At 51.7% G+C, this 14,888-nt stretch carries 9 protein-coding genes; 7 read left to right on the top strand and 2 right to left on the bottom strand.

Annotation, left to right across the window (positions count from 1 at the left end):
- Nucleotides 1-88 precede the first annotated feature (88 nt).
- Nucleotides 89-1,564, bottom strand: a complete 1,476-nt coding sequence (locus AC0YNS_RS21150; RefSeq protein WP_475782957.1) for a VanW family protein — start codon at nt 1,562-1,564, stop codon at nt 89-91.
- A gap of 269 nt (nt 1,565-1,833) precedes the next feature.
- Here AC0YNS_RS21150 and ftsE point away from each other — a divergent pair, with 269 nt between their 5' ends.
- The 7 genes from ftsE to uvrA all read left to right on the top strand — a co-directional run bounded on the left by ftsE (nt 1,834) and on the right by uvrA (nt 12,932).
- Entirely contained in the window at nt 1,834-2,520 is a 687-nt protein-coding gene (gene ftsE / locus AC0YNS_RS21145; RefSeq protein WP_475782956.1) for a cell division ATP-binding protein FtsE, read from the top strand.
- A complete protein-coding gene (gene ftsX / locus AC0YNS_RS21140) occupies nt 2,510-3,427 on the top strand; it encodes a permease-like cell division protein FtsX (protein ID WP_475782955.1) in 918 nt (305 codons plus the stop codon). The genes ftsE and ftsX overlap by 11 nt, the downstream gene beginning before the upstream one ends.
- 12 nt (nt 3,428-3,439) lie before the next feature.
- The gene (locus tag AC0YNS_RS21135; protein ID WP_475782954.1) at nt 3,440-4,618 is read left to right on the top strand and encodes a murein hydrolase activator EnvC family protein; all 1,179 of its coding nucleotides are present in this window, start codon (nt 3,440-3,442) and stop codon (nt 4,616-4,618) included.
- Between the two features lie 158 nt (nt 4,619-4,776).
- The gene (locus AC0YNS_RS21130; RefSeq protein ID WP_475782953.1) at nt 4,777-6,246 is read left to right on the top strand and encodes a S41 family peptidase; all 1,470 of its coding nucleotides are present in this window, start codon (nt 4,777-4,779) and stop codon (nt 6,244-6,246) included.
- A 131-nt stretch (nt 6,247-6,377) separates the two neighbouring features.
- Nucleotides 6,378-7,691 carry a PDZ domain-containing protein gene (locus AC0YNS_RS21125; protein ID WP_475782952.1) on the top strand — a complete coding sequence of 438 codons (1,314 nt, stop codon included), beginning with the start codon at nt 6,378-6,380 and terminating at the stop codon, nt 7,689-7,691.
- A gap of 278 nt (nt 7,692-7,969) precedes the next feature.
- Nucleotides 7,970-9,973: an excinuclease ABC subunit UvrB gene (uvrB, locus tag AC0YNS_RS21120; RefSeq protein ID WP_475782951.1), complete on the top strand. Its 2,004-nt coding sequence runs from the start codon at nt 7,970-7,972 to the stop codon at nt 9,971-9,973.
- A gap of 70 nt (nt 9,974-10,043) precedes the next feature.
- Nucleotides 10,044-12,932, top strand: coding sequence for an excinuclease ABC subunit UvrA (gene uvrA / locus AC0YNS_RS21115; RefSeq protein WP_475782950.1), 2,889 nt, complete (start codon nt 10,044-10,046; stop codon nt 12,930-12,932).
- 150 nt (nt 12,933-13,082) lie between these two features.
- On the opposite strand, the gene AC0YNS_RS21110 is transcribed toward uvrA, so the two are convergent.
- Nucleotides 13,083-14,693 (bottom strand): nitrite/sulfite reductase, encoded by a 1,611-nt coding sequence (locus AC0YNS_RS21110; RefSeq protein ID WP_475782949.1) that lies wholly within the window; start codon nt 14,691-14,693, stop codon nt 13,083-13,085.
- Nucleotides 14,694-14,888 lie beyond the last annotated feature (195 nt).

The raw sequence follows: 14,888 nt of genomic DNA, 5'->3' as shown, positions 1-14,888 counted from the left end.
CTACCGCACATTAGTGAGAAAGCGACGAAATAGCACCAAGAGAGGTACCAGCTACCTGCCGCCAGAATGGACAGTTTATCACTTCCGCCTACTGCGCTACGCCATCCTCAAGCAGCGGCGCTTCATCCTTGCCGTTGTCGGGATGAGACTGCTCCGGAGCGACGGCATAGACGACAGGTTGTGCCCGGTAGGTATCCCGCGAGATGCGCGTGCGCGAAACTTTCACACCATTCTCCAGCTTCGTGCGGTACGTCTCGACAATGTAGCCGGGTTTGCCGGATGCAAGCTTGCGTCGTTCGCCGGGCATCATGGAAGCCGACGGCACTTCCTTCACCGGTGGAACGACAGTAGCCACCGTCTTGGAATCTAACTTGTACTGCACATTCCTCGGTAAGGTCCCGAAGATCTTTACCGTCACTCGGCGATTCTCCACTTCCGTTACAATGACGAGATGCTTGCCGGTCGTGTTCTTGAACTTGAAGTTGATCGCATCATCGGCGTAGGTCGCATCTCGGCCCATCGGCAAATAAGCAACGGGGAGGGAGTGATTGCGCCGCTCCACCATATCAAGGCCTGCAAATAATACAGCATTGTACAAGGTGCTGGACACTTGGCAGATCCCGCCTCCGACGCCCGGAACGAACTCGCCGTTTAGAATGACGGGCGCTTGGCGATAGCCGTATTTCTTGCTGGTAAGGGCAATGACTTTGCTGTAATCGAACAGTTCACCGGGAGCAAGCTCCATGCCGCTCAGCGTCTTAGCCGTCATTGTCACATTGTAAGCACGACCGGCGCCGCTCGTCCTAAACGTCGTGGTAAAGGAAGAGATAAGCCGTTCGACCCCTTCATCCTTCAAGCGCTGCAGGGTGATGGAAGGATGGATAACGCGGAGCTCCACCGGCCAGGTCATCGGAGACAGCTTCTTTCCCCATTTGCTCGCAATCGACTTTCCGATGGCAGCAACAGCATGGGCATACATTTTATCGGTATCGAGTCGATAGGCATCCTTGTGCGGCGTATAGACGACCTTGTCGTCGTTCGTAATTTTCCGCGTTGCATTCACCGGTTCACCTGCGTCCATCCAGCCCCAAGTACTGCGTATTTTCCCCACGAACACCTCTTTGTCCAAACTCACTCCAATGGCCAGCTGCTGCTGAAATCCCCATCGATACTTGGCTCTTGTCCACAATGAACCGCTGTTCAAGCGGTCGATGGCCGCCACGGCATCCTTCGTATCCACTTCAATGCCGAGCTGTTCGAGTGTCCACGTTTTCTTCTTCCCTTCACCCGTGCCGCCTTTTATCGTAATCGCTAGCTGTTTGAGCTGTTGCTTCCGCAGAGTCAGCAACTGCTTAGCATCCTCGATGCGAAGGGAACCAATGGGGATGACGGCATCACTCCCCAGCATCTGTCCGTTCGTCTCTGTAGGTTTTCTCAAGACAACATGTACTTGCTTCGGAATCGTATGCTGGGACGCATATAACCATAACCCGCCCCATCCGGCAGACGCGAGCAGGCACACTCCCGCCAGAATCCAGATTAGCTGCAGCCGTTTCGTATTCATAGCTTCCTATCACCTCGGGGCCAGTATTCGTACATGTATATGCGCCGAGGGCTTCATTTCTGCCACCTGTTTGTACAATTCTCTTCAATGAACCAAGCCGCTAAAGGCCGCGAACAGGACGTTTGTCGAAAAATATACGGTACGAAGCACTAGATTCGCGCTTTACGGTCATGAGAAATATGAAAAATGCAGAAAACAGGACTTTGGTAGAGGATTTACCGCGATCATGTCGAATAGTTAAAAGCTGACTACCTACAGGATGTGATATCGTGATTGAATTGCAAGATATTTGGAAGACGTACGCAGACGGCACTCATGCACTCCGCGGCGTTTCTGTTCGCATAGACCGTAATGAATTCGTTTACTTGGTTGGACCTTCCGGAGCTGGAAAATCTACCTTCATGAAACTGATCTACCGCGAGGAAATTCCATCCAAAGGACAAATCTCCGTGAATGGGTTTAACATCGGTAAGTTAAAACCCCGTAAGATCCCCTATGTTCGGCGGAACATAGGCGTTATTTTCCAAGATTATCGCTTGCTGCCGAAACTGACCGTCTATGAGAACATCGCGTTTGCGATGGAGGTTATTGAAGCGCCGCGCAGAGTCATCAAGAAACGGACGATGGAAGTGCTGGAGCTCGTCGGACTTCGCGGTAAGCATGCAAGCTTCCCTCAGCAGCTATCGGGCGGCGAGCAGCAGCGGGTCGCCATCGCGCGCGCGATCGTCAACAATCCGGCCGTCATCGTGGCGGATGAGCCTACCGGCAACCTTGACCCTGAAACCTCATGGGGCATTATGAATTTGCTCGAAGAGATTAACTTCCGCGGCACTACGATCATCATGGCCACGCACAACAAAGAGATTGTGAATACGCTCCGCAAACGCGTCATCGCCATCGAGAACGGAACGATTGTGCGTGATGAAGTGAGAGGAGAGTATGGCTATGAAAGTTAGCACCATTATCCGCCACCTTCGCGAAGGGGTGAAGAACGTGGTGCGCAACGGCTGGATGACTTTTGCCTCCGTCAGCTCCATCGTCATTTCCTTATTTATTCTTGGCGCTTTTCTACTGCTGGCATTGAACGTCAACAACTTGGCGGACCAAATTGAGAGCCAGGTACAGATTCGGGTGTACTTGCAGCTGAATACAGAGGATGCCAAGATTAACGAGCTTAAGAATGCCATCGGCAACATTCCGGAAGTTAGCAAGATCGAATTTGTATCCAAAGAGAAGGGGCTTGAATCCCTTCGCGAGAGCATCGGTGCCGACGGTGCTGAACTGCTCGAAGGGTATGACAAGACGAACAACCCGCTGCCGGATTCCTTTACCGTAGAGGTGTTTGAGCCGCAGAAGATCGCTTTTGCCGCGAAACAGATTGAAGCGATTGGCAAAGCAGATGAGACATTGCCGATTACAAGCGTGAAATACGGGAAAGGCACCGTAGAATCGCTGTTCAAAATAATGAACGCCGTTCGCAACATCGGACTGGTTATCGTAGCGGGACTTGGTTTAACCGCGATGTTCCTCATCTCCAACACGATCAAGATGACGATTGTGGCACGTCGCCGCGAGATTGGCATTATGAAGCTGGTGGGGGCTACGAATAATTTTATCCGCTGGCCGTTCTTTATCGAAGGTGCATTGATTGGCATCATCGGTTCGGTTGTCACGGTTACTTTGCTGATGCTCGGGTACTCCCGATTGGTTGAGGTATCTCAAGTAGAGCTGGGTCTCATGATGATTAAACTTGTGACATTGAAGGAAGCAGGCTTTAATGTGTCCGTCCTGATTATGGGGCTCGGCATTCTGATTGGCATTTGGGGAAGCACCTTGTCGGTGCGAAAGTACTTGAAAGTGTAGGTGAATGGAAACGTGAACGTGAAGAAAGGGATCGCCGTTCTAGCCATTATCGTATTTGCCGGATTTGTGTTCCAACCCTATCAAGGCGAAGCTTCCTCGCAGCTAGACAAAATCAACAGTGAGCTCGCTAAAGTGCGCAAAGAGATGAGCGCAGCTTCTCATAACCGCAATCAAGCGGACAAAGACAAGGAATATGTGCTGGCCATGAAAGAGAAGACAGCGAAGTCTGTCAACGAAATCATGCAGCAAATCAGTGAAGTCAGCACGCAGCTGAGCACCGTGCAGTCCCAAGTGGAAACGACGGAGGAGAAGCTGCAGCAAGCCGGTGAAGACCTCGATACGGCAGAGAAACGTCTGAAGACGCGGGACAAGCTGCTGCAGTCACGCATTCGTTTGATGTATACGAATGGATTCGTATCCTATATCGATGTGATGCTCAGCGCAACAAGCTTTGGCGACTTTATTGACCGGATGGACTCGTTGAAGTCGATTCTAAGCCAAGACCGTGATATTCTCGCTGACCACAAGAAAGACAAAGCGCTTATTACACAGAAGAAGGCCGAAGTGGAGAAGTCGCTCGGCGAAGTCAAGCAGATGTACGTGAAGCTCGCAGGTTTTGCTGACCTGCTCAAGGATAAAGAGAAAGAAAAAGAAGTTATGGTGCTTAAATATAAGAGCCAGGCGGAAGAGCTGGAAGAGATCAGCGAAGAGCAAGCAGATCTGCTGATTAGTCTGGCGAAGAAAGTGTCCGACTTGGAAGCGAAGAAGAAAAAAATTAAAGTGTACTACACCGGCGGCAAGCTTGGTATGCCGCTTCATGCCGAATGGCGGTTGTCTTCACCGTTTGGCTATCGGATTCACCCCGTAACCGGAAGAAAGAAACTTCATGCCGGGATGGATATGGCGGCTCCGGGCGGAACGTCGATCTACGCCGCTGAGTCGGGTCTGGTCATTGTTGCACAGTGGTGGAGTGAGTATGGCAACTGTGTCATCATCGATCATGGCGGCGGGCTGTGGACGGTTTACGGACATATTCGCAATGGCGGCATCAAGGTAGAGAAAGGTCAAACCGTGAAGCGCGGCCAGAAAATTGCGGAAGTGGGAAGCACGGGCATGTCCACCGGGAACCATTTGCATTTTGAAGTACGCAAGAACCAAGAGGCGGTTAATCCCGCACCTTATCTGAAATAAATAGCGGGCGGAGCCTACAGGCTCGAATGCTGACATGACGATGCCGTACCCAGATGCAAATAATTGGGTGCGGCTTGTCATATACTAGGGGAGATGTCAGAAGTAAGGGGAAAAACAATCTCACCATAGGCAGGGTATGCTCACGAAGGGGTGTTGACGTGCAGTTCAAAGGACGAACAGTAGCAGCGTTCATCTTGCTCACAATGGCGGCATCTACGCTTGTGACCTTGACGGTTGCAGACCGCTTCATTGCAATTGAGAGCGATGGAACGACAGCTAGAGCGGCGTCATCGGAATCGTCCGGACATGATGAGCTGAGCGAGAAGGAGCTTCAGAAATTAAACACGGTACTCGGTTTGATTGAGAACAAATATTTTCGCGAGGTCGATCGGACGAAGGTGCTTGACGGGGCAGTTAACGGGATGATGGAAGCGCTGGGCGATCCTTATTCGGTTTATATGAAGAAGGAAGTAGCGAAGCACTTCTCTGAGTCCATTGAAGGATCGTTTACGGGCATTGGTGCAGGCGTTCAGATGAAGGATGGCAAAATCACCGTCGAGTCCGCGATTAAGGATTCACCGGCAGAGCGGGCAGGTGTTCTCCCGAATGATATTTTGCTAAAAGTAAACGGGGAGACGCTGGACGGCCTATCCTTGAATGATGCCGTAGCCAAAATCCGCGGACCCAAAGGATCGAAGGTGAAATTGGTCATTCAGCGGGCCGGAATGACGCAGCCGCTGCAGTTGACGATCGTACGGGACGACATTGATTATGAAACGGTCTATGCGCGCATGCAGGATGGCGGCATCGGTGTTATCGAGATTCGTCAATTCTCCCTCAATACCGGCGAACGGTTCGAAGAAGAACTAACGAAGCTGGAGAAACAAGGGATGAAGGCGTTGATCATTGACGTGCGGGGCAATCCCGGCGGCGTGCTGCCTGTTGTTGTATCGGTTGCGCAGCCTTTCGTGCCGAAGGGCGAGCCGATCGTGCAGGTAGAAGATAAGGACGGGCATCGGGAGAAAACGGTGTCTGCCGGAAGCGGCAAGAAATACCCGATCGCGGTACTGATGAATAAGGGCAGCGCAAGCGCGTCCGAGGTGCTGGCAGGGGCGCTCAAGGAAGAGGCGCATGCTACGTTGGTGGGCGAGACTTCTTTTGGCAAAGGAACTGTGCAGGTCAGCTACGACAAAGCGATGTCCGATGGAAGCTTAGTCAAGATGACCATTGCGAAGTGGTTGACGCCGCTTGGCAACTGGGTTCACGAGAAAGGGCTGAAACCGGACATCGAGGTGCTGCCGCCGGATTATTACACGGTAGCCCGCATGTCCAAAGAAGCGACTTTGCAGCCGGATACAATTAATGAGAACACGCGCAGCCTCCAAATCATGCTCGCGGGACTAGGTTATACCATTGATCGTAAAGATGGGTATTACAGTCAGCAAACAGTCGTAAGTGTGAAAGCCTTCCAGAAGAAAGCGGAGCTGCCGATCACCGGCAGTGCCGATAAAGTGACTGCGGAGAAGGTAGAGGAGGCGCTCGTTGCGAAGATTCGCGATGAGAAGAACGATACCCAGTTATTGAAGGCAGTCAACGTGCTTCAGCAGAAGCTTGCCAGCGGACAATAACGCCAGGCAGGCAGGAAATCGCTTGGACCATGTCGAATAGAGAGAAGGTTGTCTCCGTGCAGTCATGCGGAGGGACCTTCTTTTTATTTTGATCACGAAGTGGTACTGGTTTGCGAGAGGGAGTGGAAGCTTTGGAAGCGGCAATGGAATTGCTTCGTCAGGCGGGATCGGCGGCCATCGGACTGCTGCTATCTCCGTTTTATTATGTAGCGGTGCTCCTGATCATGCTTCAATATATGCGGCAGACAAGAATGGAGCGGAAGATGTTCCATGTCCGGCTTCATGCTTGGCCGATTCAGCTTGGAAGAACGATCGTAGCAGGCTTGCTCGTTGGTGTACTGATTTCTTGTATTAGTCTGTTCTTAGGTGTCTCGGTTACTACGGATGCGGTGCTATGGATGTGGGGAACTGCTGCTGTACTTGTGATTATTCGGGTCAGGTACTTATGCTTTGCTTATAGCGCAGGGTTGTTGGGTGTCTTGCAATGGGGGCTTGGCTGGACTGCGCTCGGCGATCGAAGCGACTGGATCGGTTCAGCTGCAAGCTCGTTAGCTGGCTTGGATATTCCCGGATTGCTCGTATTGGTTGCGCTTATGCATGTGGCAGAGGCGCTGCTCGTTCGCTGGCAGGGAGCGCGTTCTGCAAGTCCGCTCTTCCTTGAGGGGAAGAGAGGCAAGCTTGTAGGGGGCCAAGCCCTGCATGGCTATTGGCCGGTGCCGATCCTGCTGCTTGTGCCGGCTGTTACCGGCGGAAGCGGGGATGCAGCACTGCCTTGGACGCTGCTGCTCGGAGATAGCAGCCAGTGGAGCAGCGGATTTACGATGATCGGGTTCCCGATGATCATCGGGTTCTCGGAGCTGACACGTTCGCTGCTGCCGGCAGCGAAAGCACGAAGTGCCTCGAAAGGCCTGCTATTCTATGGGATTGGTACCGGAATCGTGGCTGTCGCGGCTTCCTTCTGGAGTCCGCTGACGCTTGCAGCCGCGCTTTGCGCATTATTGCTGCACGAGGCGCTCGTGGCGATCAGTTATTTCAAAGAAGCGGCTAGCGCGCCGCTATATGTGCATAACGATCAGGGGCTGCGTGTGCTGGCTGTCATACCGGGTACACCTGCGGAATCAATGGGCATTCTGGTCGGAGAGATCATTCATAAGGTGAATGGCGTTCGTGTCCGGTCGAAGGAAGAGCTGTATAGCGCGCTTCATGTGAATTCAGCCTTCTGTAAGCTGGAAGTGCTCAATTATGATGGTCAAATCAAGTTCGCGCAGCGTGCGCGTTATGCGGGGGAGCATCACCAGCTGGGCGTCGTGCTCGCACCGGATGACAAAGCCGACTATTACGCAGCGGCAGCGCCGGCTTCCCTGCTTGATCTGCTCTGGAGCAAACGGACGGCGAAGTCAAAGCAGCATGCGGCAGCATCATCTTCGAAATCAGCGACATTATAGAATAAGAAGGTGCCTCGGCGCTGTCCATTAATGGGCGGTTGCCGGGGCATTTTGCATCGTGCGGTAAGTCCTTCCAAGCCGGACAGGAAGTAGTAACCTTTCGTTGCAACTGCCCCCGTTAATCGGTATAATAAACATCATATGGGAACACATATTCTTATGCTTGGGTAAACAGCATGATTTTAACGGACAATCTATTTTTTTCCTGTATATTGGGCATACAAATTAATAGGCCTTTTGAATTTTCATAGAAGACGTAGGATTGGGGTGTAGGAAGAATGTTCGAGAAGCAAGGACAGGAGAAGCTCTTTGAGCTGAGATCGGATTATACGCCGCAAGGCGACCAGCCGACTGCAATTAAGCAGCTGACGGATGGGATCGAAGCGGGCGCGCATCATCAGACGCTGCTAGGCGCAACGGGCACAGGGAAGACGTATACGATTGCGAATACAATCGCCAAGCTGAACCGGCCGACTTTGGTTATCGCGCATAATAAGACGCTAGCCGCTCAGCTTTGCAGTGAGTTTAAGGAATTTTTTCCGGATAACGCCGTCTCTTATTTCGTCAGCTATTATGATTACTATCAGCCTGAAGCCTACATCCCATCCTCAGATACATTTATCGAGAAGGACTCCAGCATCAACGATGAAATTGATAAACTGCGCCACTCCGCTACGAGCTCTTTGTTCGAACGTCGTGACGTCATTATCGTAGCGAGCGTATCGTGCATTTACGGTCTCGGTTCTCCGATGGAGTACGGGAAGCTTGTGCTTAGTTTGCGGGTAGGGATGGAGAAGTCCCGCGACGCTATTCTTCATAAACTTGTTGATATTCAATACCAACGCAATGATATTAACTTCATTCGCGGAACATTCCGTGTACGCGGCGATATAATAGAGATTTTCCCGGTAGCCAATAATGAACGGGCGATGCGGGTCGAATTGTTCGGTGATGAGATTGAACGCATTACGGAGATCGATGTGTTGACCGGCGAAATCGTCGGTGAACGCGATCATGTCGCGATCTTCCCGGCTTCCCACTTCGTAACGCACGAGGATACGATGAAGGTGGCCATCAAGAACATCGAGGCCGAGCTGGAAGAGCGACTGGCGGAGCTTCGCGAGCAAGGGAAGCTGCTAGAGCTGCAGCGGCTTGAACAGCGAACGCGTTACGATTTGGAAATGATGCAGGAGATGGGCTTCTGCAGCGGGATCGAGAACTATTCCGGACCGCTGACGTTCCGTGAGCGTGGAGCAACACCTTATACGCTGATGGACTACTTCCCGGATGATATGCTCGTCGTCATCGATGAGTCTCACGTTTCGATTCCGCAGATCCGGGCGATGTACAACGGTGACCGTGCGCGTAAAGAAGTGCTTGTCGATCATGGCTTCCGATTGCCGTCTGCTATGGATAACCGTCCTCTTCGTTTCGAAGAATTTGAGAATAAAGTCAAACAAGTGGTCTATGTATCCGCAACGCCGGGACCTTATGAGCTGGAGAAATGCCCTACGATGGTAGAGCAGATTATTCGTCCGACCGGTTTGCTGGATCCGATTATCGAAGTGCGGAAGACGAAAGGCCAGATCGATGATCTGCTTGTTGAGATCCGTGATCGGATTGCCAAGGACGAACGTGTTCTGGTCACAACGCTGACGAAGAAGATGTCAGAGGATTTGACTGATTATATGAAGGATGTCGGCATTAAGGTTCGTTATTTACACTCCGACATTAAGACACTGGAACGACTCGCGATATTGCGTGATCTGCGTATTGGCGTATTTCATGTTCTCATCGGGATTAACTTGCTCCGGGAAGGCTTGGATTTGCCGGAGGTTTCACTTGTGACCATATTGGATGCGGACAAGGAAGGCTTCTTACGTTCAGAGCGGTCGCTGATTCAAACGATCGGTCGTGCAGCCCGTAACTCCGATGGCCGTGTTATTATGTATGCAGATAAGATGACCGACTCCATGACGAAGGCGATCGAAGAGACGAATCGTCGTCGTACCATCCAGATTGCTTACAACGAGCAGCATGGCGTCACGCCTACAACGATCCGCAAGAAAGTGCATGACATTATCGAAGCGACGAAGTCAGCGGATCAGAAGAACGATTTCTTGTCCGGGATCGGTGTCGAGAAGATGTCGAAGAAGGAGCGCCAGTCGTTGCTGCAGCGTTTGGAAGCCGAGATGAAGGAAGCGGCCAAGAGCTTGCAGTTCGAGCGTGCGGCAGAGCTTCGCGATGCGCTGCTTGAGCTTAAAGCAGAGCTGGGGATGTAGATCGGTTTGAAGCTAAAGATAGCTTACGAAGTCGAATATAGTTCGTGCTATATTCTTAGGAGGATTAACAGTGGCCAGTGATTCCATCGTAATTAAAGGGGCGAGAGCCCATAATTTGAAGAATATCGACGTGACGATTCCACGTGATAAATTTGTCGTGTTGACCGGGCTCAGCGGCTCCGGTAAATCCTCTCTGGCATTTGATACGATCTATGCCGAAGGTCAACGCCGATACGTCGAATCGCTGTCTGCCTATGCACGTCAGTTCCTCGGGCAGATGGAGAAGCCGGATGTGGATTCCATTGATGGACTTTCGCCGGCCATCTCCATCGACCAGAAGACAACGAGCCGCAACCCGCGTTCGACAGTCGGAACGGTGACTGAGATTTATGATTATTTGCGTCTCTTATTTGCGCGTGTCGGGAAACCGCATTGCCCGGACCATGGAATCGAAATTACATCCCAGACGGTAGAGCAAATGGTAGACCGGATCATGGAATATCCGGAGCGGACGAAGCTGCAGATTCTGGCGCCAATCGTCTCGGGGCGTAAGGGTGAGCATTCGAAGCTGCTTGCCGATGTGCAGAAGCAAGGTTTTGTTCGTGTACGCGTCAATGGCGAGCTGCGTGAGCTAAGCGAGAAGATCGAGCTTGAGAAGAACAAGAAGCACAATATCGAAGTTGTCGTGGACCGTATCGTCGTGAAGAGCGATATTCACAGCCGTCTTGCCGACTCGCTCGAGACAGCGACGAAGCTGTCAGGCGGTCAAGTACTGGTTGATATCATGGAGAAGGAAGAGCTGTTGTTCAGCTCTAATCTTGCATGTCCGGCCTGCGGATTCAGTATCGATGAGCTGGCGCCGCGAATGTTCTCGTTCAACAGTCCATACGGCGCATGCCCGGATTGTGACGGACTAGGAGCCAAGATGATCGTGGATCCGGATCTCCTCGTTCCGGATGCAAGCAAATCGATCGAAGAAGGTGCCTTCGAAGCATGGGCAGGCAGCACATCGAATTATTACCCGCAATTCCTTGAAGCCGTATGTGTGCACTACGGCATTCCACGGGATGTACCCGTAAGCGAGCTGTCTGCAGAACATATGAAGAAGCTATTGAACGGTACAGGCGGCGAGCGTGTGCGGTTCCGTTACGAGAATGATTTCGGGCATTCCAAGGAAGCGCTCGTGCCATTCGAAGGGATTATCAACAACCTGGAGCGCCGTTATCGGGAAACGGGATCTGACGGCATCCGTGATCATATTGAACAATACATGAGCGCTAAGCCATGTGCAGGCTGCAAAGGCCATCGTCTGCGCAAAGAAAGCCTTGCCGTAACGATTGGCACCCAGAATATTTCCCATGTGACGTCACTCTCCATCGGCGACGCGGATCGTTTCTTCAACGCTCTTGAACTGACCGAGAAGGAGAAGCTGATAGCGAACCTCATCTTGAAAGAAATCAACAGCCGCCTTGGCTTCCTAGTTAATGTCGGACTGGAGTATTTGTCACTCAACCGTGCTGCGGGTACACTCTCCGGCGGTGAGGCGCAGCGTATTCGATTAGCTACGCAGATCGGTTCGAGTCTGATGGGCGTCCTCTATATATTAGATGAGCCTAGTATTGGGCTGCATCAGCGCGATAACGACAAGCTGATTCAAACATTGGAGCATATGCGTGACCTCGGTAACACGCTAATCGTCGTCGAACATGATGAAGATACGATGCTCGCGGCCGACTACATCATCGACATCGGTCCAGGCGCCGGTATCCATGGCGGCCAAGTGGTCTCGATGGGAACACCTGCAGAGGTGATGGCGGACGAGCAATCGTTGACCGGCGCCTATCTGAGCGGTCGTAAATTCATTCCGGTTCCGCTGACTCGCCGCGCGACAAACGACAAGTGGCTGGAAGTGAGAGGCGCGAAGGAGAACAATCTGCGTGGTGTGAATGCGAAGTTCCCGCTTGGTGTCTTTACAGCTGTAACAGGAGTTTCCGGTTCCGGTAAATCGACGCTTGTCAATGAAATTCTCTATAAGACACTCGCCCGTGATCTGAACAAAGCGAAGGTTCGTCCAGGTGAGCATAAGGAGATCCGGGGGCTTGAGCATATCGAGAAGGTTATCGATATCGATCAATCGCCAATCGGCCGTACGCCGCGATCGAACCCGGCTACGTATACCGGCGTATTCGATGATATTCGGGATCTATACGCATCGACGAATGAAGCGAAGGTCCGAGGCTATAAGAAAGGCCGCTTCAGCTTCAACGTCAAAGGCGGCCGCTGTGAATCCTGCCGCGGAGATGGCATCATCAAGATCGAGATGCACTTCCTCCCAGACGTATATGTGCCTTGCGAGATTTGCAAAGGCAAACGGTACAATCGGGAGACGCTTGATGTGAAGTACAAAGGCAAGAGCATTGCGGAACTGCTGGAGATGACGATTGAGAACGCCACGGAATTCTTCCGCAATGTGCCTCGTATCCACCGGAAGTTGCAGACGCTGCTAGACGTTGGCCTTGGCTATATGAACTTGGGTCAACCGGCAACAACTCTATCCGGCGGGGAAGCGCAGCGCGTGAAGCTCGCAGCCGAGCTATATCGCCGCAGCACAGGCAAGATGCTGTACATTCTCGATGAGCCGACAACAGGCTTACACGTTGATGATATCGATCGTTTGCTAGTTGTCCTGCACCGTCTGGTAGAGTCGGGCGAGTCGGTGCTCGTTATCGAGCACAATCTCGACGTTATTAAGACGGCCGATTACCTGCTGGATCTAGGTCCTGAAGGCGGTAATGGCGGTGGTGCCATCGTAGCGACCGGTACACCGGAAGAAGTGATTAAAGTTGCGGGCTCTTATACAGGCCGCTACTTGAAGCCGATTCTGGAGCGTGACCGTGAACGTACGATTGCGCAGCAGCGAAATCAAGTACAAAGCGTTGCTGCTGGCATCGAAGAATAAATCAAATGCACCTCTTGAAGTGCCAGTTTCTCGCGAATAAGACCCCGCGGTTCGTTAGCGTGGTGAGGGTGCCGCCCGAGACATTATCGACAGCCAAAAACAAAACAGCCCATCCTCATTAGAGGATGGGCTGTTTAACTCGATTAACAATTAACTTGCCAAAATAGCAGTCAGTTTCTCTTGGAACGCCGGTACGCCTACGCGTTTCACGAAGTTGTGGAACGTTTCGCCGGACTCGCGGTCTTCTTTGTAGAACAGCAGCAGCTGTGCAAGCACGCCGCCAAGGTCATCGCCTTTGACGCGGCCTTTCAGCGATTCGTTAAACTTAGCGCCTGGCCCAAGAATACCGCCTACCGCGATATCAAATGCATCAACCATGCCTTCTGGCGTTTTCACGAGAGCGCCTTGCAGACCGATGTCGGCAATATGCTTCTGACCGCAAGCGTTCGGGCAGCCGATGAAGTGAATGCGGATTTTCTCATCCAGTTCAACTCTCTCATCGAGGTACTCGGCAACGCGGCGAGCGCGTTCCTTCGTTTCTACGACAGCCAGGTTACAGAACTCGTTACCTGTGCAAGAAACGGTACGGCTCATGAATGGCTTCGCGTTCGGCGATAGACGTTTCAGAACAGGCACTTGCAGCGCTTCTTCGAGCTTATCGTCAGGGACGCCGGCCAACATAATGTTTTGCGACATCGTTGTACGGATCGTGCCATCACCGAACTTGTCGGCTGCATCAGCAAGCTGCTCCAGTTCATCGGAGTTTGTACGACCTACAGGTACGTTCAAACCGATGAAGTTCAAGCCTTCTTGTTTCTGCGGGTATACGCCATCATAGTATACAGCGTTCCAGCCGACAATCTTGCTTTCGCCCGCTGTTGGCATTTCGCCGATAATATCGATGAGCTTCTCTTGGAACTTCTCGGGACCCCAATCCGCCATCAGGAACTTCAAGCGAGCTTGGTGACGCTTCTCGCGGTAACCGAAGTCGCGGAAGATGGTTGTAACGCCGATCGAAACCTTAAGCACTTCTTCCGGACGAACGAACATATCAAGCTCTTTCGCCAGATGCGGCTTCGCGGACAAACCGCCGCCTACGTACACATGGAAGCCGATAACCTCTTCGCCATCAATCACCTTAGTTGCAGGCGTGAAGGCAATATCGTTAATCTCTGCATGAGCATTGTTATAGATGTTTGAAGAAATGGACATTTTATATTTGCGTGGCAAATTGGAGAAATCACGGTTCATCAGGTAGAAATCATTCACCTGCTCCACAAGCTCACGTGTATCCATCAGCTCGTCACGGTCGATACCGGCAAGCGGGTTGCCGACAATCGTACGCGGGCAGTCGCCGCAAGCTTCGTAGGAGTACAAGCCAACCGCTTCGAGGCGGTTGAAGATGTCGGGCAGATCCTCCACTTTAAGCCAGTGGTATTGAATCGCTTGACGTGTTGTCACGTCGATGAGATCACGACCGTAATCGCGGCCGATGGAAGCAATTGCACGCGCTTGTGCAGATGTAAGAATACCGGTGTTAATCCGAATACGCATCATGAAGTAGCCTTCACGGGGCTTCTGCTCGTAAACGCCGGCCCATTTGAAACGGTTCATATCGTCTTCGGGAATGGACGCATATCCTTCCTTCGAATACTTGTCGATGATGGTGCGAATTACATCCAGACCGTCTTTTTCCATTTTAATAAACTCAAATTTATTTAATTTGGAAGGGTCATTCATCCATACGGCTTCATATGCCATTGCTTCGTTCCTCCTAGGAATGTTATGCTCGGGTTGCTCTGCTCTAAAGGGTTCGAAAATCCGACGATTTCCGTATGAAATTGCTATAATGAATGGTAACATAATTCAAACCATGCGACAATGAGAAGCAATGGGACAACTATAAGGATTAATTATAAATGACGAAGGATCTAATTATAATGAATGCACCTTCGT

This window comes from Paenibacillus sp. J22FR21, assembly GCF_056269135.1.
This window is presented reverse-complemented; position numbering and strand designations above follow the sequence as displayed.

Excerpts from the sequence above, each read along its gene's own strand:
- uvrB (WP_475782951.1), top strand. The coding sequence starts at position 7,970 with ATGTTCGAGAAGCAAGGACAGGAGAAGCTCTTTGAGCTGAGATCGGAT.
- ftsX (WP_475782955.1), top strand. The coding sequence starts at position 2,510 with ATGAAAGTTAGCACCATTATCCGCCACCTTCGCGAAGGGGTGAAGAAC.
- AC0YNS_RS21110 (WP_475782949.1), bottom strand. The coding sequence starts at position 14,693 with ATGGCATATGAAGCCGTATGGATGAATGACCCTTCCAAATTAAATAAA.
- AC0YNS_RS21150 (WP_475782957.1), bottom strand. The coding sequence starts at position 1,564 with ATGAATACGAAACGGCTGCAGCTAATCTGGATTCTGGCGGGAGTGTGC.